Source organism: Neobacillus sp. SuZ13, assembly GCF_030123365.1.
GTDB lineage: Bacteria > Bacillota > Bacilli > Bacillales > Cytobacillaceae > Neobacillus.
In genome coordinates, this window is the sequence record NZ_CP126107.1 from 1944616 (window position 1) to 1967089 (window position 22474).

Consider the following 22474-nt stretch of genomic DNA (forward strand, 5'->3'; position numbering starts at 1 on the left):
AATGAAAGCAATCATATACTGTCGTGTCAGCACCAATAAAGAAACACAAGAAACATCTTTAAAGCGCCAAGAAGAAGAATTAACACAACTTGCTGAGTCCTATCACTTTGAAATTGATAGGGTCATTAAAGAAAAAGCAAGTGGCTACGATTTCGACCGGGAAGGGATTTTTCAATTATTAGAACGAATCAAAGATGATCAAGTACATGCGGTTTTAATCCAGGATGAAACCCGCCTTGGTAGAGGGAATGCTAAAATAGCGATATTGCACTGCATTTTAAAAGAAAATATTAAACTTTTCAGTATCTCTCATAGTGGGGAATTGCAACTGTCAGAATCTGATTCCATGGTCTTAAAAATTGTTGGTATGGTGGAGGAATATCAACGGAAACTTCATAATGCGAAGATTAAGCGCGGAATGAAGCGGGCTGTCCAGAATGGTTATAAACCTGAAAAAAACTTAAAAAATCTAGGGGATGCTTCCGGACGTGAAAAAATTGAGGTACCGGTAGAAGAAATTGTCAGGTTAAGAAAGAATGGATTAATTTTTGCTGAAATAGCTGCGACTTTGAGAGGTTTTGGTTATAACATTTCAAAGGCAACCGTACATAGAAGATATCAAGAATATATCGAATCTCAAGAAGAGTAAACCTTTTGCCTTGTCATTAGGTTTTTTTTTTAGTAAAATCAGGTGTCATGTAAACAGGTAGAAAGGAAGGTTCACTCCATGCTATCCAAAGAAAAAATGGCTAGAATTAACGAGTTGGCAAGAAAATCAAAAGCAACGGGATTAACTGAAGCGGAAGCCAAAGAACAATCAAAATTAAGAAGCGAATATTTGGCAACATTCCGTTCAAATATGCTTGATACCTTAACCAACACAAAGTTCATTGATCCCGAGGGAAATGATGTCACGCCAGAAAAAATTAAAGCAAGGAAAAAAAATACACTTCACTAAAAAATTCAGGAATACAATTTTTGTATTCCTTTTTTACATAGAACAACAATTTCTGTGTCAAACTAAAAAATAAAGTGGGTTTTGCTTCTTATTATTATGCTATTTGTTGAATAAAACACGGTATCAATATAAAATTGAAATGTACTTAGTAACTAGTAGTCATTAGGAAAGGATGTAATTCATGTTTAATAATATCGATGATTTATCTGTTACCTCGATCCGAACTTTATCGATTGATGCAATCGAGAAAGCAAACTCTGGACATCCAGGGATGCCAATGGGTGCAGCCCCAATGGCGTATACTTTATGGACTCGATTCATGAACCAAAATCCGAAGAATCCACGCTGGTTTAACCGAGATCGTTTTGTTTTATCTGCTGGACATGGGTCAGCATTGTTATACAGCATGCTTCACTTGTCTGGTTTTAATTTGTCCATGGATGACTTAAAACAATTCCGTCAATGGGGTTCAAAAACACCTGGTCACCCTGAATACGGCCACACTGAGGGTGTAGAAGCAACAACTGGTCCACTTGGACAAGGGATTGCAATGGCAGTGGGAATGGCAATGGCAGAACGCCATGTTGCAAGTGTTTATAATAAAGATAAGTATGAACTTGTGAACCATTTTACATACAGCATTTGTGGAGATGGCGATTTGATGGAAGGTGTTTCTGCAGAGGCGGCTTCACTTGCAGGACACTTAAAACTAGGCCGTTTAGTGGTCCTTTATGATTCAAACGATATCTCTTTAGATGGTGACTTAAATAAGTCTTTCTCAGAAAGTGTTAAAGATCGCTTCCTATCCTACGGCTGGCAATATCTTCGTGTCGAGGACGGTAACAATCTAGAAGAAATCGCAAAAGCGCTTGAAGAATCAAGAAATGATTTAGAACGACCAACGATGATTGAAGTAAGAACAGTAATCGGTTATGGTTCACCAAACCGTGCGGGTACATCAGGTGTTCATGGTTCACCACTTGGTGCTAATGAATTAAAACTTACTAAAGAAGCCTATAAATGGACTTTTGAAGAAGATTTCCATGTACCGCAGGAAGTCTATGACAACTTCCAAAAGCTTATCGTTGAAAATGGTGAGAAAAAGGAAAAAGAGTGGAATGAGCTATTTGCTCAATATAAAAAAGAATACCCAGAATTAGCAGCTCAGCTTGAACAAGCATTAAATAATGAGCTTCCAGAGGGTTGGGATAAGGAAATCCCCGTCTATAATGAAGGGAAAAGCCTTGCGAGCCGTGCCTCATCAGGTGAAGTAATTAATGGGATTGCTAAAAATCTACCAATTTTTATTGGGGGATCAGCAGACCTTGCAGGATCTAATAAAACAATGATCAAAGATACGAAAGACTTTATGCCAGGGTCTTATGAAGGCCGCAATATCTGGTTTGGAGTTCGTGAATTTGGAATGGGTGCTGCAATGAACGGGATTGCTCTTCATGGCGGGGTAAAAGTTTTTGGCGGAACATTCTTTGTCTTCTCTGATTACTTACGTCCAGCAATTCGCTTAGCCGCGTTGATGGGATTACCTGTTACCTATGTATTTACGCATGATAGTATTGCTGTTGGGGAAGATGGACCAACACACGAACCGGTAGAACAATTGGCAGCATTACGTGCAATGTCAGGAATTTCAGTGATTCGCCCTGCAGACGGGAACGAAACTGCGGCTGCATGGAAGCTTGCTGTTGAGTCAACAGACAAACCAACTGCACTTGTGTTAACTCGTCAAGATTTACCTACATTAAAAGGAACTGATACCAATGCATATGAAGGTGTTTCTAAAGGTGCCTATGTGGTATCTCCTTCTGAAAGAGAAACTCCAGATGCATTGATATTAGCAACTGGTTCTGAAGTAAGTCTTGCAGTGGAAGCTCAAAAAGCACTTGCGGGAGAAGGGGTTCATGTTTCGGTTGTAAGTATGCCTTCATGGGACCGCTTCGAGCAACAATCCCAAGAATACAAGGATTCTGTTTTACCAAGAAGCGTGAAAAAGCGTCTTGGAATTGAAGTTGGCTCATCATTTGGCTGGCACAAATATACTGGTGACGAAGGTGATGTATTAGCGATTGATCATTTCGGAGCTTCAGCACCAGGAGAAAAGATTATGGAAGAATTCGGTTTCACCGTAGATAATGTAACTGCACGTGTGAAGGCACTTTTGCAAAAATAAGATCGTATTTTTAGGAGAGCGGAATTTATCCGTTCTCTTTTTTGGTTTGGAAAGAAATTTTTTACAATAATATGAACAAAGATTTTTTGCAGGAAAATTCATAAAATATACCGAAATATAAAAAAATAGCTTGCAATTCTGATAATCGACAAAAAAAGTGGAAGTTTTTGGCGCCGTAAGACAAATGTTTCGCTTGTCTTTTTTTATAATAGTAAAAAGGGTAACCAACGAAGGAGAGAACAGTGGTGAGAAAATATCAGCTATATTTAATAGAAGATGAATTTGCGACCCATTACTTCGGAAGAGAGCGATTGTTTTTTCAGCTTTTTCAAGAGAATCATAAAGCAAACGGTGAGCTTAAATTTATAACCCAAAAACAAATTTCATATATAACAAGAAAGGTCGAGGCGCTAAAAATCCATCAACTTATTCAAAAGCAGCTTGGAAAAATAAAGGGATTTAAAGCAGAAAATGGTGCATATTCGATGGAATTAAGCGGAAAACTAAGTACGGCAAAGTTAGAAGTATTCCAAGATTTAATTACCATTGATGCACAAGGAAGCTATGAAGCCGAGACTGCCTTTTTTGAAGTGTTACGAAAATGCGAGACTTCCTTTTTAGCGCTTGATCTTGAACATCAACGATACGGTTGGTTAAAACCGATAAAAGAAAGAAAATTTATCTGATTGCAGATATTGTCTAATCGTGTTTTATTTAGTACACTGTATGGTAGACAACACGAAGGAGGAAGTTGAATATGTATTACGTTCTAGTTGGTATACTGGCACTAGCAGCTGGTGTAGCACTAGGATTTTTCATTGCTCGTAAATATATGATGAGCTACTTAAAGAAAAATCCGCCTATTAATGAACAAATGCTGAAAATGATGATGATGCAAATGGGTCAAAAACCATCACAAAAGAAGATCAACCAAATGATGGCTGCCATGAACAAGCAACAATCTAAATAAACGGACAAGCAAACACGATCCGATTAGACCAATAAATAACCACCTTTCTGAATTTTTTAAATTCCGACAGGTGGTTTTTATTTTAAAAAAAAAGCAGATATTATGACGAATTTATGAAACAAAAAGGGATGGAAGGGAACGCTTTTATTTGTGTCGTATAATAGTGAGGACGGGAGGAGATTATATGAAAATTGACTTGGTTCCTACTACTGTTGTTCAAGGTAACAAGCATTGTGTATTTTGTGGTGATCTATTTGATTATGTGGCCCTTGTAAATGGGGAGAATATTCTTGAGGAATTAAAAAATTTCAATCCCGAAAAAGCGGTAACGGACCAGGTGGTTGTTCTGAAGAATAGCTCAGTCAATAGTACCAAACAACAGATTATCGATTTAGAGATTACGGTTCGATGCCCTCAGTGCAATTCAAATAATAGGTTTACTGGTTATTTTGGTGATTCGGATAAAGTAATAGAATTTTAAGTTGAAAGCGCCCATATAAATGGGTGTTTTTTTATGTATAGATAATATACTTAATCTTCCTTATTTTAATAATATTTGGTAAAATTAAACCTCTGTTAATGGATTAGTTTGACTAACAGCAATAATTTTCTTGTGTTTTGGGGGCGGTAGCATGAAAGTATTTTTAGACTTAGGCTGGTATTTTAAAAAAGAGAAAAAGGCGTATATTTCTGGGATCTTCATTTTAATGCTTGTGGCTGTCCTGCAGCTGGTGCCGCCAAAGGTCATTGGAATCATTGCAGACGAAATTAAGAATGGGACTATGACCAAGGGAATACTCCTTCAGTGGATAGGGGCACTCGTTGCAGTAGGGGTAGCTATGTATGTTCTTCGCTATTATTGGAGAGTGATGATTTTTGGTTCTTCCGTTAAGCTCAGTAGACTGCTGCGGAATCGACTGTATCAGCACTTTACCAATATGTCCCCATCATTCTACCAAAAACGTCGAATTGGGGATTTGATGGCTCATGCTACAAACGATCTGCAAGCGATTCAGCAAACAGCTGGTGTTGGTGTGTTAACTTTTGTTGATTCGCTGTCTACTGGTGGCTTTGTTATCTGTGCGATGGCATTTACGATCAGCTGGAAACTTACCTTAATTTGTTTGATTCCTATGCCTTTTATGGTCATCCTTACGAGTTGGTTTGGAACGATGCTCCATCGAACCTTTTATCAGGCTCAAGAAGCCTTTTCATCATTAAATGATAAAACGCAGGAAAGCATTACCGGGATTAAAGTCATTAAGACATTTGGTCAGGAAAACGAAGATATCGAGGATTTTCGGAAGCAATCAGAAGATGTTGTCCAAAAAAATATTACTGTTGCAAAAATTGATTCACTGTTTGATCCAACGATATCAATAATTGTGGGAATTTCTTTCTTTTTATCGATTGTATTTGGTTCTAGATATGTCCTTAATGGGGAACTAACGATTGGACAATTACTTTCGTTTACTACATATTTGGGGTTGCTTATTTGGCCAATGCTTGCATTTGGCTGGTTGTTTAATATTGTTGAGCGGGGCAGGGCTTCCTATGACCGTGTCACCTTGCTCCTTCAGGAAAAAGTAGATATTACGGATCTGGAGGATGCCTTAAACATAGTGCCGGCAGGAAAAATAAAATTCGACCTTGCGAAGTTTACCTACCCAGGTGAAAATGAACCAGTTTTAAAGGATATTCACTTTTCACTACAAGCAGGGGAAACACTTGGCATTGTGGGTAAAACGGGTGCCGGGAAAACAACACTATTAAAGCTGCTCATTCGTGAGTTTGATAGTTATCAAGGGGAAATTACCATTGGTGGTAAGAAACTTCAGGCCTACAAACTTGAAAAATTACGTGAAGCGATTGGTTATGTACCGCAAGATCACTTTTTGTTTTCTGCTACAGTCGGAGAAAACATCGCCTTTACAAACCCTAACTCCTCCACAGAGGAAGTAGAGAATGCCGCAAAGTTAGCGAATATCCATGATGATATCCTTCAATTTGTGGAAGGGTATCATACGGTTGTTGGGGAGAGGGGGGTGTCATTATCTGGCGGGCAGAAACAGAGGATTTCGATTGCCCGGGCTATTTTGATGAATCCAGAAGTATTGGTCCTCGACGATTCCTTATCTGCAGTAGATGCAAAAACAGAAGAAGCCATTCTTTCCTCGTTAAGAGAAAACCGAGAAGGAAAAACAACCATAATTACTTCCCACCGATTAAGTGCGATTCAACATGCCAATCTCATTCTCGTTCTCGAAGAAGGTAAGATTGTCGAAAGAGGCACCCATGAAGCATTAATGGAAATCGGCGGATGGTATAAGCAAATGTATATACGCCAGCAGCTAGAAGAGCTGGTCGAGCATGGAGGACATTAATATGGAAGAAAAAATACAGCTTTCTGACCGTGAACAACGAAATATTTTATTTCGGCTGCTGTCCTACACGAAACCCCATAAAAAACTGGTAGGAATGGCATTTATCTTTCTATTATTAACAACCATCGGTGATATTGTCCTTCCGATCTTAGTCAAAATTTTTATCGATGATTATTTAACACCAGGAAAGCTCGAATTTCAACCTCTATTAATCCTTGGCTCCACATATATGGGCATTCAAATCATCAAAGCCATTCTAATGTTTTTTCAATTTGTAAAATTCCAAGAGCTGGCTTTAAAAATTATCCAACAGCTTCGAATAGATGTTTTTTCTAAAGTTCAATCACTTGGGCTAAAATATTTTGATCAAACACCTGCCGGCAGTATTGTTTCTAGGGTAACGAATGATACCGAAGCGATTAAAGACATGTTTGTCACAGTTATTGCAACGTTTATCCAAGGTGGGTTTTTATTATTAGGGATTTTTATCGCGATGTTTATCTTGAATATCAAACTTGGATTATTATGCGTCATTATCCTTCCAATGCTGGTATTTGTCATGAACCTCTATCGAAAGTTAAGTTCACGATTTTACCTTGATATGCGCGAACGACTGAGCCAGTTGAATGCCAAGTTAAGTGAATCTTTATCAGGAATGGGCATCATTCAAGTGTTTCGTCAGGAAAAAAGACTCCGTGCTGAATTTGGAATGATAAATGACCAGCACTATGAGGCAGGAATGAAGAATCTTAAAATTGACGGCCTTCTGTTAAGGCCAGCGATTGATTTGATTTACGTTTTAGCATTAATCATTGTGTTATCATATTTTGGGCTCACTTCTTTGAACCATGTGATTAAAATCGGAGTTTTATATGCCTTTATCAACTATCTGGATCGTTTTTTTGAACCGGTTAATCAAATGATGATGAGACTTTCCTTATACCAGCAGGCAATTGTCGCTGGATCACGAGTCTTTAAATTATTAGATGAGGAAGAGTTAGCACCTGCCCAAAAGGAAGAGAACAGTCTAACGATTGAGCAAGGGAAAATTGAATTTAAGGAGTTAAGTTTTTCCTATAATGGGAAACAGGATGTGCTTAAATCTATTTCTTTCACGGCTAAACCTGGCGAAACCGTCGCCCTAGTTGGTCATACCGGAAGCGGGAAAAGCTCAATCATTAATTTGTTGATGCGCTTCTACGAATATGAACGGGGTGACATTTTCATTGACGGTCAATCCATTCGAAATTTCACCCAAACAGAGCTCCGAGAGAAAATGGGCCTCGTTTTACAGGATCCATTTTTATTCTTCGGGACGGTAAAGGACAATATCCGCCTGCATGCCAATGACATGACGGACGAACAAGTGGAAGAGGCGGCGAGGTTTGTCCAGGCCCATACTTTTATCGAAAAATTGGAGGATGGTTTTGACCATAAGGTGGTTGAGCGAGGGACCACTTTCTCAAGCGGTCAAAGGCAATTAATCGCCTTTGCTAGAACGATTGCAACCAATCCGAAGATTTTGGTCCTAGATGAAGCGACAGCTAATATTGATACCGAAACAGAGGAAGCCATTCAAACAGCACTCGCCAAAATGCGAAAAGGGCGAACAACCATTGCAATTGCCCATCGGTTGTCAACGATTCAGGATGCTGATTTAATCTTAGTTTTGCACCAAGGAGAAATTGTTGAAAGGGGAACCCATCAAGAACTGCTTGCTCTAGGCGGGTTATACCATAAAATGTTCCTTTTACAAAATGGAGTGGTAGAGAGTCTAGATGTTGTGAATTGATGAAGAAAGCCTGGCATCGCTGCCAGGCTTTTAGTATTTTTATAGGAATTTTTTCTTAACAGGCTGATGATGGAACCTTTTTTATATATATGCGCTGATATTCATTTAAAAGGTGGTCAAGCTCCTGGCTGTAGCGAATCGCAATGGAGGATGTCAAGCCGTTGCTAGTAGCGACTTGAATTAATTCAGCTCGTTTTTTTTCAATTAATGTAACTAAATCATTCTTTGTCACGGCCGTTTCCTTTCCAGAGTAACCCCTAAATTTTGGTTAAAACAGAATACTAATATACCAAATTTCAATTGGTTTTACTAGTATAACCTATGTTGTAAATTTTTTCAAAGAGAATTGTAAATAAATACCCATCCAATTTATGCATATAAATAGTTAGAAGGAATATTGGAAAGGAGAAATAAAAAACTAGGGCGACACAAAATATTCAAGTTCATCATTATCATTTATAACAAACATTTGTTAGAATAGAAACGTATCGACTAGAGTGGGAGTGTTAATATGTCAGATGTAAATATATTTTTAGCATTAGGGGCAGGATTTTTAAGTTTTATTTCACCTTGTTGTTTGCCGCTTTATCCTGCATTTCTCTCATATATCACAGGGATGTCTGTTGGAGAGTTAAAGAGTGAAAATGCCATGCTTCAAAGACGGAGTCTACTTCACACCTTATTTTTTCTATTAGGCTTTTCGATTATTTTTATTGCGATTGGATTTGGAACTTCGTTTCTAGGAAGCTTTTTCTTACAGTATAAAGATTTAATTCGTCAGCTTGGCGGAATTTTTATTGTCTTCTTTGGTTTGGTGATTGTTGGGATTCTAAATCCGAAGTTTATGATGAAAGACCGTCGTATTGAATTTAAAAATCGTCCTTCTGGTTATTTTGGTTCCGTTTTAATCGGGATGGCATTTGCAGCTGGATGGACACCTTGTACCGGTCCAATTCTTTCCTTTGTTATCTCACTAGCAGCGACTAATCCTGGCTCAGGAATGATGTATATGATTGCTTATTCGCTAGGTTTTGCGATTCCATTCTTTATTCTTTCATTCTTCCTTGGCCGTATGAATTGGATTAAGAAGAACAGTGCGAAAATCGTCAAAATTGGCGGTTACATAATGATTGTCATGGGGATTGTCTTATTCTTTGACTGGATGACAAAAATCATATCGATCTTTTCAAATCTGTTTGGTGGTTTTACAGGGTTCTAAATATATAAAAATATAAATATTGTATGTAAGGGAAAATTCCTGAGGAGGTTTTTCCCTTTTTGTATCAATAATCAGGTTGGTAAAAATGGGTTACTTTTTATTGAGATAATTTTTTTCAAATCCATTTATTTGAGTTATAATGGGTTAGTAAATAAATTAGATAAGGAATGAATCTAATGAACATAGTTCTTGCTTCTTCAATTGGAGCGGTGTTTATGGGTAGTCTGGCCTTAGTGGTCCGGATGAAAGCCGCAAAAAAACCCACCAACGCTCGTAAAATTATTCTACCGCCTCTGTTCATGTCGAGTGGGGCATTAATGTATATTGAACCTCAGTTTAGACTAACTGGAGCAGAAATGATCGAAGCAGCGATCGTGGGGATGTTATTCTCCATTTTACTTATTAAAACCTCGAAGTTTGAGATCCGCGATAATGATATTTATCTAAAACGGTCCAAAGCATTTTTCTTTATATTGATTGGGCTATTAGTTGTTCGCCTAGTAATGAAATCGATACTAAGTGCGACCATCGATATTGGTGAACTAAGCGGCATGTTTTTCTTCCTAGCCTATTGTATGATTGTGCCTTGGCGGATTGCGATGTATTTGGATTATAAAAAACTGTTTAAACGGCTGCATGGTGGTAAACAGATATAGTTTGATGTGGGACTGGTCCATTATTGGATCAGTTTTTTGATTTAGTTTTAGGTAAGTTTAGGAAACATTGTCGAAAATGGCATTGTTGCAATTGAGTATTTGGGCCATTTAACGAGAAGTGTAAAAAAGAGGACTTGAGGTAAATCCAAGTCTGTTTCATTTACCGAGAAGTGTAAAAAAGAGGACTTGCGGTAAATCCAAGTCTGTTTCATTTACCGAAGAGTGTAAAAAAGAGGACTTGCGGTAAATCAAAGTCTTGGTTTAATGACTATACGATTAATACTTAAAAACAAAAAACCGTCCCTTGATGGACGGTTAAAATAGGTGCTCGAAGGGAGCAACATCAATTCGATTTTCAAAAAGTTTTTTGCGTAAGAATTTATGATCTCTTTTTGGTGTTGCTTGGATATAGCCGCGAATAACGAGATCTTGAGTAATTTTTGGTGCATTTTCATTTAAGGCGATTTCGCCAATTTTTCCGGCAATTTTATGTCTGGCCACATCACGGAAAAGCTCGGGAACAGGGCTAACTAAATCCTCTAGGAGCTCTTTCTCCTCAGTTCCCCACAAGTGACGGGATTCATTTACATAATGCTCTTCCCAATCCATTACAGACTTGCCGTCTTCTTTCGGCATCTTTTTCAAAAACTTCCGGAACATAAAAAATCCACCGATGGCAAAAGAACCAACTAGGAAAACTACCCAGAACAGGATAAACCATAAAAACCAACCATGAAGCATATCTATTCACCTACATAAATAACTATTTTTTCATCTTATTATAGTCTTTTTTTATAGGTTTAGACAAGTATTGGACATAATTGTATGAATTTAGCCTGATGATCTTCTGCTGTAAATTGATTTTATAGTAAGCTCCAATCAGCTTAAGAATTCCGTTTTGACAATTGAAAAGCTTGTCGAAAAAATGACAAAAATCCGGATTCTATTGATTATCACCATATTCCATTGTAATATGATAACAAGTGATCTATAGCATAGAGATAGATTGTGTTTCTACAGACATAACTATATTGATATATTTACATCCATGGGGCTGAATGGGGTACTGGTGTCCTCCACAGTCTTCAAAACTGCTTGAGACCTGCGTGCCAGGTCTGGTGGGTTCGATTCCCACGCAGTCCCGCCAACCAAATTCAATAATATCAAGGGTTTCAGCTGTTTTTTGTAAGTGTTTTTTCAACAGTTGAACCTATGGCCTAAGAGTGAAAAGTCACCAGTATTTTTTCTAAAATTTACATAGTACTAGTGCGACTGATTTTATGTGTACTAGTGTGTCAAAGCCACCAAATTCTTAAATGAGAGGTGGATTTTTTTATGCAATTTATAAGAAAGTCTCAGCGGAAAGGTTCAAGAAGTGCTCAGAATATTAAACAGTTCAAACAAAGTGAACAAAAGATGACTCTGTTTGAAATGTTTGAGCGATTTATGGTCTTCAAACAAACTGAGGGGTTGGCAAAGCCTACAATCCAAGGCTATTATGAACATTTTCATTATCTCAATGATTACTTAGGAGGAGATGTTCCTAATGAAGAAATTACAGTGGAATTGTTTCGATATTATATTGGATATATGCTTAATGACCAAGGTTTAAAACCAACTACTGTTAATGTACGTATCAGAACCAATCGTGCTTTCTTGCGACATTGTTATCAAGAAGGATGGATTGAAATACCTATTCATTATAAATTCAAGCCCATTAAAACTCCTGAAGATGAAATACAATCCTTTACACCAGCTGAAATAAAAGCGTTACTAAATCAGATTGATGATTCAAGGTTTGTAGGATTTCGTGATAAAGTTATGATTTATGTATTGTTAGATACTATGGTTATAATATCAGAACTTCTTAATATGAGGAGAAGTAACGTGGATTTAAAAAGTGGGTACATCAAACTGGAACCTCGTGAAACGAAGACAAAGCGTAGCAGAAGCGTACCAATCTCAACAAAGACAATAAAGCTTCTTGAAGAATATATGAGAGAGTCGGACGACTTCGGTAGTGAATACCTATTTGTTTCGATCAAACGGTGACGACCTCCTCTGACTAATTATTCAATTCGTTCAATATCCTATTATAAGCTTCATATACAACCATAAATGCAGATGCACTTTTCTTTATTTTCAAATGTGAGAGGATCTCCGACTACAATTCCACGGACAATTCACTGCTCGAGCGACGTGAAATTGTTGAGTAATGTCCACACCAACAACGAGGTGAATATCGGACATTCTTTCAATTAGTTGCTTTTGTTTGTCTTGCATTTAAAACTTTATAGTACCTAAGGTTTTGAGTTAGAGTGGTGTCTATACTCATATCTTACTGAGGTGGTCCTTTTTTATCAAAGTCAATAATTAACTCTCTACAGGAATGCTAACACTACCCTTTAGTGGAACAAGTTTTTTCATTTTATACCTATAAATCTTGAGATAATCGAACCATATCCCTGCATTGTATACCGTTTTCAAAAGTTCAATAGTCTTTCTCTTGAGGCATCTTAAAAACTAGTTTTATATTCTTTTATTAAATCCCAACGGAATTCTACTCCTGTTCCCGGAGTATCCGAAGCAATAGCGCGGCCGTTTTCAATAACGAGTGGTCGAGTCGTATACTGATCGATCGGGAAACTGTGAACTTCTAAATAGGATGCATGAGGCATTGCAGACATTAAGCTGACATGCAATTCCTGCATCCCGTGTGTACAAACAGGAAGGTTATAGGTGAAAGCAAGATTGGAAACTTTTAACCATCCTGTAATACCGCCAATGTTAGAAGCGTCCGGCTGGGGAAAATCGATGTTTCCTCTAGTAATCATATTTTGAAACTCATAAATAGTATGAAGATTTTCTCCGGCTGCGATTGCCAGCCCGCCTTCCTGAGAAATTCGTTTATAGCCATTGTAGTCGTCTGGAATTGTCGGCTCTTCTAGCCATAATACATCATATTGGCGCAAACGTTTTGCTGCTTTAATCGCGTTTTCGATGGACCATTTCATATTTGCATCCACCATGAACACGATGTCTGGCCCAATTAATTCACGAACAGCTGCAACCCGCTCTAGATCTTCTTTTAATGTTTCTTGTCCTAGCTTAATTTTGACGGCATGGAAACCTTGATCTAAATACCTTTGTATATTATTTAATAGTTTTTCTGTTGGGAAGTTTAAATCGATTGCACCTGCATAGCATTTTGTACTATTGCTTGATCCGCCTAGTAGTTTCCAAAGAGGTTCATCCGCCTTTTTGGCACGCAAGTCCCATAAAGCAATGTCAATGGCGGAGACCGCAAAGGAGGCAACTCCGCCTCTTCCTACATAATGAATTTTCCAGTTCATATCTTCCCACAGCTTTTCAATACAACTGGCATCTTTGCCAAGAAGATATGGCTTTAAATCATGCTCAATCATAGCACAAATAGCACGTCCACCAAGTCCGCCTGTGTACGTATAACCTATTCCTTCCGATCCATCTTCGATTTTAATTTTGACAATTGGTAGCTCAAAATGTGTATGTATACCGTGTTTTGCATCACCCATTGATTCTGATAAAGGAATCCGATAGTATTCCGTCATTACATCGACAATTTTTCTTTTATTTTCCATATGGTGATCATCCTTTTTTCTTCATAAAGTGGTTGGTGAATCATTCAGTACAATTAAAATTTTCGGTTTATTCAGCCGTTTACATTCAGACACCATCAAATAAATAAAGCGTTTTCATTACAAGTAATAAATAAACATGGAGAATTTTATTATTACTCTTTTATCACCTTTCTACTGCCCTTTGAATGCCTTAGTAACTTTTCTTTCAATTTCTCCAATAACTCGACCCTTTAATTATAGCTATTAAAACGATAATAACATATGAGCCATAATAATTAACACTCCTTTTCAGTCAAACTGGCTGATATCTTGTAAATTAATGGAACAAGAATAAATAGACCTTCTTTCGTCCACGGGGCATGCTTTTACCCTTCTATATTAGAAAAAAAGTTTTAAAATACATGTCAAAATAAAAATAACACATTATCTTATATTTATTTACTCAACTTACGCAGCTTAAATTATTGAACAAACCCTTGAACTAACTAGGCAGAACGGCTATCCATTCGTAGAGGTAACAAACACATATGACTTTTCCGATTTCGTCTTGGGCAATTTGCAAAAACATTGCCATCAGTTGCTGCAATGCTGTGTGATAATCTAAATCCCGCCCCTGATCTGCAAAAAGGAAGAACAAGCCGACGAGGGACTTCACATCATTCTCGTGACGACGCTCGAATTCTATTAGCAAATAGCGATCGAAGACTATTTTTAGAAAATATCGAAAAATCCAAAAAAGATTTGACAAGGATAAAAAAAGGAGATTATAATCAACGTAAGTTCTCTTTTGTAAAACGCTGTTTTATAATATAGAACAATTTAAATCTATCAATTTAAAAAAAAAGCAAAAATATGGTGACTCAACATTGCGTAAAGATTTTATAATAGGAGAGAAACAGTTGTTAGAGGATAATTGTTTTTCTTTCTCCGATTTAATGAGAACGGAGTTTTATATTATAAAACAAGTAGTGTTGCACTTATAAAAAGGAGGAAGGAGACGTCTCTTAATTTTAGTACAATATGATAACGCTTACAAATAGAAGTTTACCAGGATTTAGGGGGAGGATTTTTAATGAAAAAAAGAAAGTTTTTTGGAATTGCTTCAAGCATAACTCTTGTCGGGGCATTACTTCTAGCAGGCTGTGGAAGTCAGGGAGAAAAAACTAGCGGATCTGGAGTTGAAAAGAAAACCATTAAAGTTGCGAATTATTTTGCAGAAGATCACCCTCAAAACATCGCATTAAAAGAAAAATTCAAAAAAATAGTGGAGAAGGAAAGCCATGGTGAACTAGAAGTACAGATTTTTGCGAACAGTACATTAGGAGCCGAGAAAGAATTTTATGACGGTGTAAGGAACGGAACAATCGAAATGGGTATTCCAGGACTAATTATGCAGTCGGACATTCCAAAAATGGGTGTTCCTGAATGGCCATTCCTATTTAGAGATTTTGACCATGTAAAGAAGGTATTGAATGGTCCTATCGGTGAAGAATTGACAGCAGACCTGGATCCAAAACATGGAGTAACACCTCTAGCTTGGAGTGCAAATGGATTTAGAATGTTTTCTAGCAATCGCCCAATCAAGAGTATGAAAGACTTTAAAGGACTTCGACTAAGAATGCCGAACATACCGAACTACATAAAATTAGGTGAATCACTCGGGGCAAACGTTAGTCCATTGCCTATTTCTGAAGTATTTACAGCACTTGAACAAAAGGTAGTGGATGCTCAAGACAATCCTATTGCCACACTGAGATCCTCAGGATGGAATGAAGTTCAAAGTGATGTACTAGAATCAAGGCATATGTTTAGTCCTAATATTTATATTATTAATAGCAAATTCTTTAACGGATTAACAAAGAAGCAACAAAAAATTATTGAAAAAGCAGCAAAAGAGTCGGCTGCATATGAGTTTGAATTATTGGAAAAAGGCTATGAAAATGATAAAAAATTCCTCCAGGAAAATGGAATTAAATTTACTAATCCAGACGAAAGTTTCACCAAAGAGATGATAAAAGCATCTCAGCCTGTATATGATGACGTCTTTGCGGAAAATGACTGGGCTAAAGAGCTCGTTAAAAAAATTAAAGCAGAATAAAGCAACGCGCTCTAGGTAGAAAGGGGAGATGTAAAGATGAATAAAATATCCAGACTCTTAGAAAACACGTTGAACATTATTATGGCTGTTGCATTAGCGATCATGGTGGTTCTCGTCTTTGGTAATGTAGTTCTTCGTTATTTCTTTAATTCAGGAATTACTTGGTCAGAAGAAATGTCAAGGTATCTCTTTATCTGGCTGACGTTCCTTGGTGCGATTGGAGCGTTTAAAAACAAAGAACACTTAGGTGTTGACATGGTCATCAAACGGCTGCCTAATAAGATGAAAAAAGTGGTACTTGTTTTAAGTGATTTGATGATGTTATTTGTTCTTTTCCTTATCATGGATGGCAGCTGGAAGATGACGTTGATTAACATTCATAGTTCGGCGCCGGCTACAGGCATGCCACTAGCATTTGTATATGGGACAGGAATTCTTGTGAGTGTTTCCATGGGCTTAATGATCATTTACAATTTGTATCGGATCTTCTTCAATAAAATTAAGGACGAAGAATTAGTTAGGATGAGCGAGTCTGAAGAGCTAATTTCTCTCCACAGTGATGAATTGGTCACAGATATTCATATGGGATGGAAGGAGGAGAAACAAGGATGATCGGAGTATTTGTGGGATCTTTACTTGGAGCTATGGCATTTGGAATGCCTATTGCCTTTGCCTTACTCGTAAGTAGTGTAGTGTTAATGTACTTCCTTGGTATTTTTGACAGTCAAATTATCGCGCAAAACCTAATCAGTGGCGCCGATAACTTCCCTCTTATGGCGATTCCGTTCTTTATGCTGGCGGGGGAAGCTATGAATCGGGGTGGATTGTCGCGGCGTATCGTTGATATGGCAATGACTATGGTCGGCCATATCAAGGGAGGCCTTGGCTATGTTGCGATCATTGCGGCAGTCTTGTTTGCAAGTTTATCTGGTTCAGCAGTTGCCGATACAGCGGCTCTTGGTGCTATTTTAATTCCAATGATGTCGAAAGCAGGTTACAATGTTAATCGTTCAAGCGGGTTGATCGCAGCGGGTGGAATTATTGCCCCGATTATCCCGCCAAGTATTGGTTTTATTATTTTCGGTGTAGCGAGTGGTGTGTCCATAACAAAGCTATTCATGGCAGGGGTCGTCCCGGGTGTTTTGCTGGCCGTAGGACTCACGGTTACCTGGGCATTTATAGCACGCAGAGATAATGTAGCTGTTAAACCTCGTGCATCAGTTAAAGAAATTCTTATAGCTCTTCGTCAAGGTATATGGGCACTTTTCCTTCCCGTCATTATCATTGGGGGGTTGAAATTTGGATTATTTACACCGACTGAAGCTGCAGTAGTAGCTGCAGTGTACGCATTATTTGTCGGTCTTGTAATCTATCGCGAAATGAAAGTGTCAGATTTGTACGATGTCTTTGTTCATGCAGGAAAAATGACCAGCGTAGTCATGTTTCTGGTCGCAGCCGCACTCGTTTCGTCCTGGCTGATTACTGTTGCCAATTTACCTGGACAAGTAATTGGACTGCTGGACCCATTTTTGGATCACCCGTTCCTTCTATTAATAATGATTAACTTGCTGGTTATCGTGGTTGGAACAGCAATGGATATGACGCCAACGATCCTAATCTTAACACCTGTCTTGATGCCGCTAGTTAAAGCAGCGGGGATTGATCCAGTTTACTTTGGTGTCCTGTTTATCCTAAATAACGCCATTGGTTTGCTTACACCACCGGTCGGAACTGTCTTAAATGTCATGTGTGGGATAAGTAAAATCAGTATGGAAGACATCATGAAAGGGGTCTGGCCTTTCTTGCTGGTCGAAGTGGTTGTCTTGGTCTTGTTAATCTTGTTCCCGTCCTTAGTAACAGTTCCTCTTGGATGGTTAACATCCTAATGGAATGAAACCAGTAATTGAGTTTGTAGCTAGGATTTATATCATTTTAGGAGGAATTATAATGAATAATTGGGTGAAACGTTTGGCAGCTGGTGTGATATTACCGGGAGTTTTACTTTTAGGTGCTTGTAGCAATGCTGGTGGCAGTACAACTACATCAAAAAATGAAAGCGCTGCAACAGAGGGAATCCAGGAAAGAACAATCAAAACAGGAATCGGAAATAGTAAAACACACCCACAAGGGCAGGGGATGGAAAAATTCAAAGAACTGGTTGAAGAAAAAAGTGGAGGGAAAATGAAAGTCCAAAACTTCTTTGATGCCACTCTTGGAGATGATCAGAAAATGACAGAAGCTCTTCAAGGCGGCTTACAGGAAGTAACTGTTCCTTCTACTTCTCCAATGGTGGGAATGATTAAGGAATTTGGGATTTATGACTTCCCATTTGTCTTTAATAATGAAGAAGAAGCTTACGCAGTACTTGATGGTGCAGTAGGTAAAAAGCTTTTGGATAAATTACCCGAGCATAATTTAGTAGGTCTGGGATACTGGGAAAACGGCTTCCGAAATTTAACAAACAGCAAACACCCAGTTGAAACGGCTGCTGATTTCAAGGGCCTTAAACTTCGTACAATGCAAAATGAAGTGCACTTAGATGCATTTTCAAAGTTAGGGGCTAATCCATCGCCGATGGCTTTTTCTGAAGTATTTACCGCGTTAGAAACAGGCACTGTGGATGGCCAAGAGAACCCACTCGCAACCATTCAAACGCAAAAATATAATGAAGTACAAGACTATCTAAGCATTACAAATCATGTTTATACACCATTTGTATTCCTTGTCAGCAAAAAGTTCTGGGATGACCTATCAGAAGAAGAGAAAAAAATCATGAGTGAGTCTGCACAAGAAGCTGGAAAGTACCAACGGGCACTTAATCAAAAAGAAAATGAGAAAGCACTTAAATTTCTAGAAAAAGAAGGAATGAAAATCAACAAAGTAAAACCAGAAGAAATTGCAAAAATGAAGGAAATTATTCAACCAGTAACGGACGAATATGCTAAAAAATTCGGTCCGGATTTAGTGAAAGAAATGATGACCGAAGTTGAAAAAGTGCGCAGTAAATAATCCAGCTCTGCATTATGGAGGAATGATAATGGATATTATCTCTGAGCTTTTACGAGAAATCCAATTACCGAAAATGGTCAAAGTACGGCAGAAATTTCATGCACCTCAACTCGCTGATGTAGCGGGTGAGGTGCAAAAAGCGATAGAAGAAGCAGGTGTCTTATCAAGAATAGCTGAAAAAGACAGTGTTGCTATTGCTGTAGGAAGCAGAGGGGTAGCCGATCTACCAATACTGGTAAGGGAAACAGTCGCTGCGGTTAAAAAAGCAGGCGGCAATCCATTTATCGTACCTGCAATGGGAAGCCATGGCGGTGCAACAGCAGAAGGGCAAATCGACGTGCTGCTTCAGCTGGGTGTAACAGAAGAAGTTGTTGGAGCGCCAATCAGGTCTTCAATGGAAGTAGTAAAACTGGATGAATTACCCAATGGACTCCCTGTATATATTGATAAGATTGCCTATGAATCGGACAAAATCATTGTTATTAATCGGATAAAACCGCACACTGCATTCCGCGGTCCGGTTGAAAGCGGCCTTATGAAAATGATCACAATCGGTTTAGGTAAGCAAAAGGGAGCTGAAGCCGCTCATGCATACAGCTTTAAGTATATGGCTGAACATGTACCTGAGATGGCGAAAATTTCCTTAGCAAAAGCTCCAATCATATTTGGGCTTGCGACCATTGAGAACGCCTACGATAAACCCGCGAAAATCGTCGCTGTACCGGTGGAGGACTTGGAGAAGATAGAGCCGGAACTGTTGACAGAAGCAAAATCATTAATGCCAAAGATACATTTCGATACGATGGACGTACTCATTGTTAATGAAATAGGAAAAGACATTTCCGGAGATGGAATGGATCCAAACATAACAGGAAACTTCGCCACCCCTTATGCAACTGGGGGTCCAGACGTTAAACGGACTGTTGTCCTTGGACTGACTGAGAAAACTCACGGGAATGCAAACGGCATCGGTATGGCAGATATGACGACGAAAGCGGTTATGAATGAAATCGAATGGGAAAAAGGGTATGCCAATGCACTCACCAGCACCGTGACAGAGGTTATAAAGCTTCCGATGTGTTTAGATACGCAGGAATTGGCTGTTAAAGCTGCGATCAAAACGTGCAATGCCTTCGATTTAAATAAAGTAAGAGTCGTAAGAATAAAAAACACACTTGAAATCGGTGAAATTTGGATTTCTGAAAGCATGATTGACGAGGCTGAAAAAAATAACAGTTTAGAGATTTTGTCAGAACCAGAAGACTTGGTATTAGATTAATAGACTGTTATCGTTCTCTATTCCTTTTTAGAGTATTCATTCCAATGTAGTGAAAAGGAGTGCTTAAAATGACTAATCTATATCCCCACATTGATAACGATGTAAACCCTTACCGCGATAACGTACAGGGAAAAGCAAATGAACCGATTACAGTGGCTGGGCTGTTGGATCGCTCAAAGCTGACGCTTGGCTCCACATATGAGGGCGGCAAGCCGGACTGGACTCTGGAAGAAATTTACTTGAGGCTAGAACGGAATGCACCGCGTATTGCGATTATCGGCGGTTCGTCGGATCACCCGGCGCACATTATGGATTACCAAACGTCCGCACGGGCAGCAATCCGCATCTGGCAAAACGGCGGTGTGCCGTTTCACTTCTCGACACCGGTTATGTGTGATGGTACTGCGCAAAGCAATCAAGGGATGAGTTACTCACTCCAAAGTCGGAACGCGGTTGCACAAATGGTTGTCAATCAGCTTGAAGCACACAGTTATCATGGCGCTTTCGTTATTCAAGGGTGTGATAAGCAGCCGCTTGGTGTTGTAAGCGCGCTCGCGCATGTCGATCGCGTACGCCGCAGCCGCGGTGAAGCACCCTTTTTCGCGACATTCGCACCGGCTCACGTATTAGAAGGTGGCTCGATTCCAGATGACGTCATTGAAGAATTGGAAACGCTGGCGAAAAAAGCAGAAAGTGAAGGGGCAACAGATGTTGCCGTTGATTTACGCGATACGATGGCGTACATACTGCAATGTTCATCGAATACCGCATTCCAGGGTGTATTCGAACGGGCATACGAGCGGGGTATTTTGACGAAAGAACAGCACAAATATTTTGAAATGCGGCTCGCTGTTGCAACATGTGACGGGCAGGGAGGCGTGTGTGCCTTTAACGGAACGGGCAATAGTTCACGCCATTTAGTCGCGGGCATGGGGCTCGTTCATCCAGCAGTCGAGTTATTAACAGATCCACCATCACAGCGCCAGATTAACGCGGTGCTTGACAGCTTTGCGGGAATGATAAACGACGAGCGTTACGGCGTGGCCAACATTGTCGCGACGAATATTAAAAATGCAATTCGCATTCACAGCGCGTCCGGCGGATCGACAAACTTAATGATGCATATCGTCGCCGGCATGCTCTATGCAGGATACAAATTCAGCTTATGGGATCTTGACCGCATTCACCATTCGCATCCGATTCCTGATTTATTTGATTACAGCTTGACAGAAGGACGAGATATTTATTCGCTTGCGATGCAGTGTTGCAGCGGCACAAGCCGTGGAATGGAAACGCTCTTTTATGAACTCGTTGAAAATGGAGTTCCAATGGACCAGGATGCGCCGACTGTCGCGGCAAAAACGTGGAAAGAACGTCTGGCGATTACACGCAGCTTGCAGGCGGTGAATGTAAAAGAAAATAAAGTCATTTTATCCACTCCACGCCGTGGATTCAGTGGTGTGGATGTCTTAAAAGGAAATTTCTTTGAAAGTGCTGTTGTGAAAATTAGTGGCATGCCGACACCACAGCTTGATCAGTTTGATGACAAGCTTGCATTCGCTCTTTATTACGAAAATGAAGATGATGCGAATAGAGGCCTGCTTGATTCTAATTTGCTTGCAAAAATAAGAGAGCAAAAGCTATTTACGCATGACCGTTTGATTTCAACATTGAAATACAATAACGAACAAGAATGGCTGCGTCTTCAAGATAAATCATATGATGAATTGTTTGATGCGATGGCAGAAGAAGGCAATTTGAAAATTGCTGTCATTATCGCAGGTCAGGGACCAGTAGCATTCGGTATGCCAGAAATGTTTACACCAATGCAGCACATTAATGCGAGCCGTGTCATGAAAAAACTGGCGACAATCATCAGTGACGGGCGCTACTCTGGAGTGACGTATGGTGCAGCAATTGGTCATATGACTCCAGAAGCTTACGAAGATGGCGGCATCGGCTACTTGAAAACAGGAGATATCCTGCATCTTCAGCTTCGTGGTCGCCGTATTGATTTTGTTGATCCAATACAGCTTTTAGATGGTGAAGTCGTACACGATTTTACAGAAGGATTGAAAGAAGAGAGACAATTACTAGTAACAGAGCGAAAGCAGCGAATGAAAGTTCGCCAAAAAATGGTCGCAGCCAGCAATCGGATGTATGGACATACAGATGCAGCAAATGGGGTTGTCCCAATCGCAGTCGTTGAAGATGCGGTACTTGATTATGAGCAGGATATATTGCTTCAGGAAACAACCACAGTTATAAAGTAAGACATCCCTCGTCATACATCTGGTAAAA

The 22474-nt window shown here is 39.1% G+C and carries 20 protein-coding genes, 1 tRNA gene and 1 pseudogene; 18 read left to right on the forward strand and 4 right to left on the reverse strand.

Going from position 1 to position 22474, the window contains the following annotated elements:
• Nucleotide 1 precedes the first annotated feature (1 nt).
• The 8 genes from QNH17_RS09455 (at nt 2) to QNH17_RS09490 (ending at nt 8292) form a co-directional block, all read left to right on the forward strand.
• Nucleotides 2–649, forward strand: coding sequence for a YneB family resolvase-like protein (locus QNH17_RS09455; RefSeq protein ID WP_144549344.1), 648 nt, complete (start codon nt 2–4; stop codon nt 647–649).
• Between the two features lie 78 nt (nt 650–727).
• Nucleotides 728–958 carry a DUF896 domain-containing protein gene (locus QNH17_RS09460; protein WP_283878433.1) on the forward strand — a complete coding sequence of 77 codons (231 nt, stop codon included), beginning with the start codon at nt 728–730 and terminating at the stop codon, nt 956–958.
• A gap of 181 nt (nt 959–1139) precedes the next feature.
• A complete protein-coding gene (gene tkt / locus QNH17_RS09465) occupies nt 1140–3146 on the forward strand; it encodes a transketolase (RefSeq protein WP_283878434.1) in 2007 nt (668 codons plus the stop codon).
• A 245-nt stretch (nt 3147–3391) separates the two neighbouring features.
• On the forward strand, nt 3392–3832 hold the full coding sequence (sirA, locus tag QNH17_RS09470; protein ID WP_283878435.1) for a sporulation inhibitor of replication protein SirA: 441 nt from the start codon (nt 3392–3394) through the stop codon (nt 3830–3832).
• 71 nt (nt 3833–3903) lie between these two features.
• Nucleotides 3904–4116 carry a YneF family protein gene (locus QNH17_RS09475; RefSeq protein ID WP_373561664.1) on the forward strand — a complete coding sequence of 71 codons (213 nt, stop codon included), beginning with the start codon at nt 3904–3906 and terminating at the stop codon, nt 4114–4116.
• A 184-nt stretch (nt 4117–4300) separates the two neighbouring features.
• Nucleotides 4301–4597 carry a hypothetical protein gene (locus QNH17_RS09480; protein ID WP_283878436.1) on the forward strand — a complete coding sequence of 99 codons (297 nt, stop codon included), beginning with the start codon at nt 4301–4303 and terminating at the stop codon, nt 4595–4597.
• 151 nt (nt 4598–4748) lie between these two features.
• Complete coding sequence (locus tag QNH17_RS09485) at nt 4749–6500, forward strand: ABC transporter transmembrane domain-containing protein (protein ID WP_283878437.1); 1752 nt, start codon at nt 4749–4751, stop codon at nt 6498–6500.
• A gap of 1 nt (nt 6501) precedes the next feature.
• The gene (locus tag QNH17_RS09490) at nt 6502–8292 is read left to right on the forward strand and encodes an ABC transporter ATP-binding protein (protein ID WP_283878438.1); all 1791 of its coding nucleotides are present in this window, start codon (nt 6502–6504) and stop codon (nt 8290–8292) included.
• Between the two features lie 55 nt (nt 8293–8347).
• Here the strand turns inward: QNH17_RS09490 and QNH17_RS09495 are convergent, their stop codons facing one another.
• Complete coding sequence (locus QNH17_RS09495; protein WP_283878439.1) at nt 8348–8524, reverse strand: aspartyl-phosphate phosphatase Spo0E family protein; 177 nt, start codon at nt 8522–8524, stop codon at nt 8348–8350.
• 279 nt (nt 8525–8803) lie between these two features.
• Between QNH17_RS09495 and QNH17_RS09500 the strand changes: the two genes are divergently transcribed.
• The gene (locus QNH17_RS09500) at nt 8804–9511 is read left to right on the forward strand and encodes a cytochrome c biogenesis CcdA family protein (protein WP_283878440.1); all 708 of its coding nucleotides are present in this window, start codon (nt 8804–8806) and stop codon (nt 9509–9511) included.
• A 176-nt stretch (nt 9512–9687) separates the two neighbouring features.
• The gene (locus QNH17_RS09505; RefSeq protein WP_283878441.1) at nt 9688–10167 is read left to right on the forward strand and encodes a CcdC family protein; all 480 of its coding nucleotides are present in this window, start codon (nt 9688–9690) and stop codon (nt 10165–10167) included.
• A gap of 315 nt (nt 10168–10482) precedes the next feature.
• Here QNH17_RS09505 and QNH17_RS09510 read toward each other — a convergent pair whose 3' ends face one another.
• Nucleotides 10483–10908, reverse strand: coding sequence for a DUF2621 domain-containing protein (locus tag QNH17_RS09510; RefSeq protein WP_283878442.1), 426 nt, complete (start codon nt 10906–10908; stop codon nt 10483–10485).
• Between the two features lie 309 nt (nt 10909–11217).
• Between QNH17_RS09510 and QNH17_RS09515 the strand changes: the two genes are divergently transcribed.
• A tRNA-Sec gene (locus QNH17_RS09515) sits at nt 11218–11314 on the forward strand.
• Nucleotides 11315–11502: 188 nt separating this feature from the next.
• Complete coding sequence (locus tag QNH17_RS09520) at nt 11503–12219, forward strand: tyrosine-type recombinase/integrase (RefSeq protein WP_283878443.1); 717 nt, start codon at nt 11503–11505, stop codon at nt 12217–12219.
• 77 nt (nt 12220–12296) lie between these two features.
• Here QNH17_RS09520 and QNH17_RS09525 read toward each other — a convergent pair.
• Nucleotides 12297–12450 (reverse strand): annotated as a pseudogene (locus tag QNH17_RS09525) (IS110 family RNA-guided transposase); the annotation flags it as partial.
• Between the two features lie 233 nt (nt 12451–12683).
• Nucleotides 12684–13787: a mandelate racemase/muconate lactonizing enzyme family protein gene (locus QNH17_RS09530; RefSeq protein ID WP_283878444.1), complete on the reverse strand. Its 1104-nt coding sequence runs from the start codon at nt 13785–13787 to the stop codon at nt 12684–12686.
• A 1072-nt stretch (nt 13788–14859) separates the two neighbouring features.
• Here QNH17_RS09530 and QNH17_RS09535 point away from each other — a divergent pair.
• The 6 genes from QNH17_RS09535 (at nt 14860) to QNH17_RS09560 (ending at nt 22446) form a co-directional block, all read left to right on the forward strand.
• Entirely contained in the window at nt 14860–15885 is a 1026-nt protein-coding gene (locus QNH17_RS09535) for a TRAP transporter substrate-binding protein (RefSeq protein ID WP_283878445.1), read from the forward strand.
• 36 nt (nt 15886–15921) lie between these two features.
• Nucleotides 15922–16497 carry a TRAP transporter small permease gene (locus tag QNH17_RS09540; protein ID WP_283878446.1) on the forward strand — a complete coding sequence of 192 codons (576 nt, stop codon included), beginning with the start codon at nt 15922–15924 and terminating at the stop codon, nt 16495–16497.
• Complete coding sequence (locus QNH17_RS09545; protein WP_283878447.1) at nt 16494–17771, forward strand: TRAP transporter large permease subunit; 1278 nt, start codon at nt 16494–16496, stop codon at nt 17769–17771. Before QNH17_RS09540 ends, QNH17_RS09545 begins: the two co-directional genes overlap by 4 nt.
• Nucleotides 17772–17832: 61 nt before the next feature.
• Complete coding sequence (locus tag QNH17_RS09550) at nt 17833–18894, forward strand: TRAP transporter substrate-binding protein (protein ID WP_481858586.1); 1062 nt, start codon at nt 17833–17835, stop codon at nt 18892–18894.
• A gap of 28 nt (nt 18895–18922) precedes the next feature.
• Complete coding sequence (locus tag QNH17_RS09555) at nt 18923–20173, forward strand: nickel pincer cofactor-dependent isomerase, group 22 (RefSeq protein ID WP_283878448.1); 1251 nt, start codon at nt 18923–18925, stop codon at nt 20171–20173.
• A gap of 68 nt (nt 20174–20241) precedes the next feature.
• Nucleotides 20242–22446, forward strand: a complete 2205-nt coding sequence (locus tag QNH17_RS09560; RefSeq protein ID WP_283878449.1) for a dihydroxy-acid dehydratase domain-containing protein — start codon at nt 20242–20244, stop codon at nt 22444–22446.
• Nucleotides 22447–22474 lie beyond the last annotated feature (28 nt).

What these genes read in the sequence shown, in the direction of transcription:
- QNH17_RS09455 (WP_144549344.1), top strand. Translation starts at nt 2, where the DNA reads ATGAAAGCAATCATATACTGTCGTGTCAGCACCAATAAAGAAACACAA.
- QNH17_RS09460 (WP_283878433.1), top strand. Translation starts at nt 728, where the DNA reads ATGCTATCCAAAGAAAAAATGGCTAGAATTAACGAGTTGGCAAGAAAA.
- tkt (WP_283878434.1), top strand. Translation starts at nt 1,140, where the DNA reads ATGTTTAATAATATCGATGATTTATCTGTTACCTCGATCCGAACTTTA.
- QNH17_RS09475 (WP_373561664.1), top strand. Translation starts at nt 3,904, where the DNA reads ATGTATTACGTTCTAGTTGGTATACTGGCACTAGCAGCTGGTGTAGCA.
- QNH17_RS09480 (WP_283878436.1), top strand. Translation starts at nt 4,301, where the DNA reads ATGAAAATTGACTTGGTTCCTACTACTGTTGTTCAAGGTAACAAGCAT.
- QNH17_RS09485 (WP_283878437.1), top strand. Translation starts at nt 4,749, where the DNA reads ATGAAAGTATTTTTAGACTTAGGCTGGTATTTTAAAAAAGAGAAAAAG.
- QNH17_RS09490 (WP_283878438.1), top strand. Translation starts at nt 6,502, where the DNA reads ATGGAAGAAAAAATACAGCTTTCTGACCGTGAACAACGAAATATTTTA.
- QNH17_RS09500 (WP_283878440.1), top strand. Translation starts at nt 8,804, where the DNA reads ATGTCAGATGTAAATATATTTTTAGCATTAGGGGCAGGATTTTTAAGT.
- QNH17_RS09505 (WP_283878441.1), top strand. Translation starts at nt 9,688, where the DNA reads ATGAACATAGTTCTTGCTTCTTCAATTGGAGCGGTGTTTATGGGTAGT.
- QNH17_RS09510 (WP_283878442.1), bottom strand. Translation starts at nt 10,908, where the DNA reads ATGCTTCATGGTTGGTTTTTATGGTTTATCCTGTTCTGGGTAGTTTTC.
- QNH17_RS09520 (WP_283878443.1), top strand. Translation starts at nt 11,503, where the DNA reads ATGCAATTTATAAGAAAGTCTCAGCGGAAAGGTTCAAGAAGTGCTCAG.
- QNH17_RS09530 (WP_283878444.1), bottom strand. Translation starts at nt 13,787, where the DNA reads ATGGAAAATAAAAGAAAAATTGTCGATGTAATGACGGAATACTATCGG.
- QNH17_RS09535 (WP_283878445.1), top strand. Translation starts at nt 14,860, where the DNA reads ATGAAAAAAAGAAAGTTTTTTGGAATTGCTTCAAGCATAACTCTTGTC.
- QNH17_RS09540 (WP_283878446.1), top strand. Translation starts at nt 15,922, where the DNA reads ATGAATAAAATATCCAGACTCTTAGAAAACACGTTGAACATTATTATG.
- QNH17_RS09545 (WP_283878447.1), top strand. Translation starts at nt 16,494, where the DNA reads ATGATCGGAGTATTTGTGGGATCTTTACTTGGAGCTATGGCATTTGGA.
- QNH17_RS09550 (WP_481858586.1), top strand. Translation starts at nt 17,833, where the DNA reads ATGAATAATTGGGTGAAACGTTTGGCAGCTGGTGTGATATTACCGGGA.
- QNH17_RS09555 (WP_283878448.1), top strand. Translation starts at nt 18,923, where the DNA reads ATGGATATTATCTCTGAGCTTTTACGAGAAATCCAATTACCGAAAATG.
- QNH17_RS09560 (WP_283878449.1), top strand. Translation starts at nt 20,242, where the DNA reads ATGACTAATCTATATCCCCACATTGATAACGATGTAAACCCTTACCGC.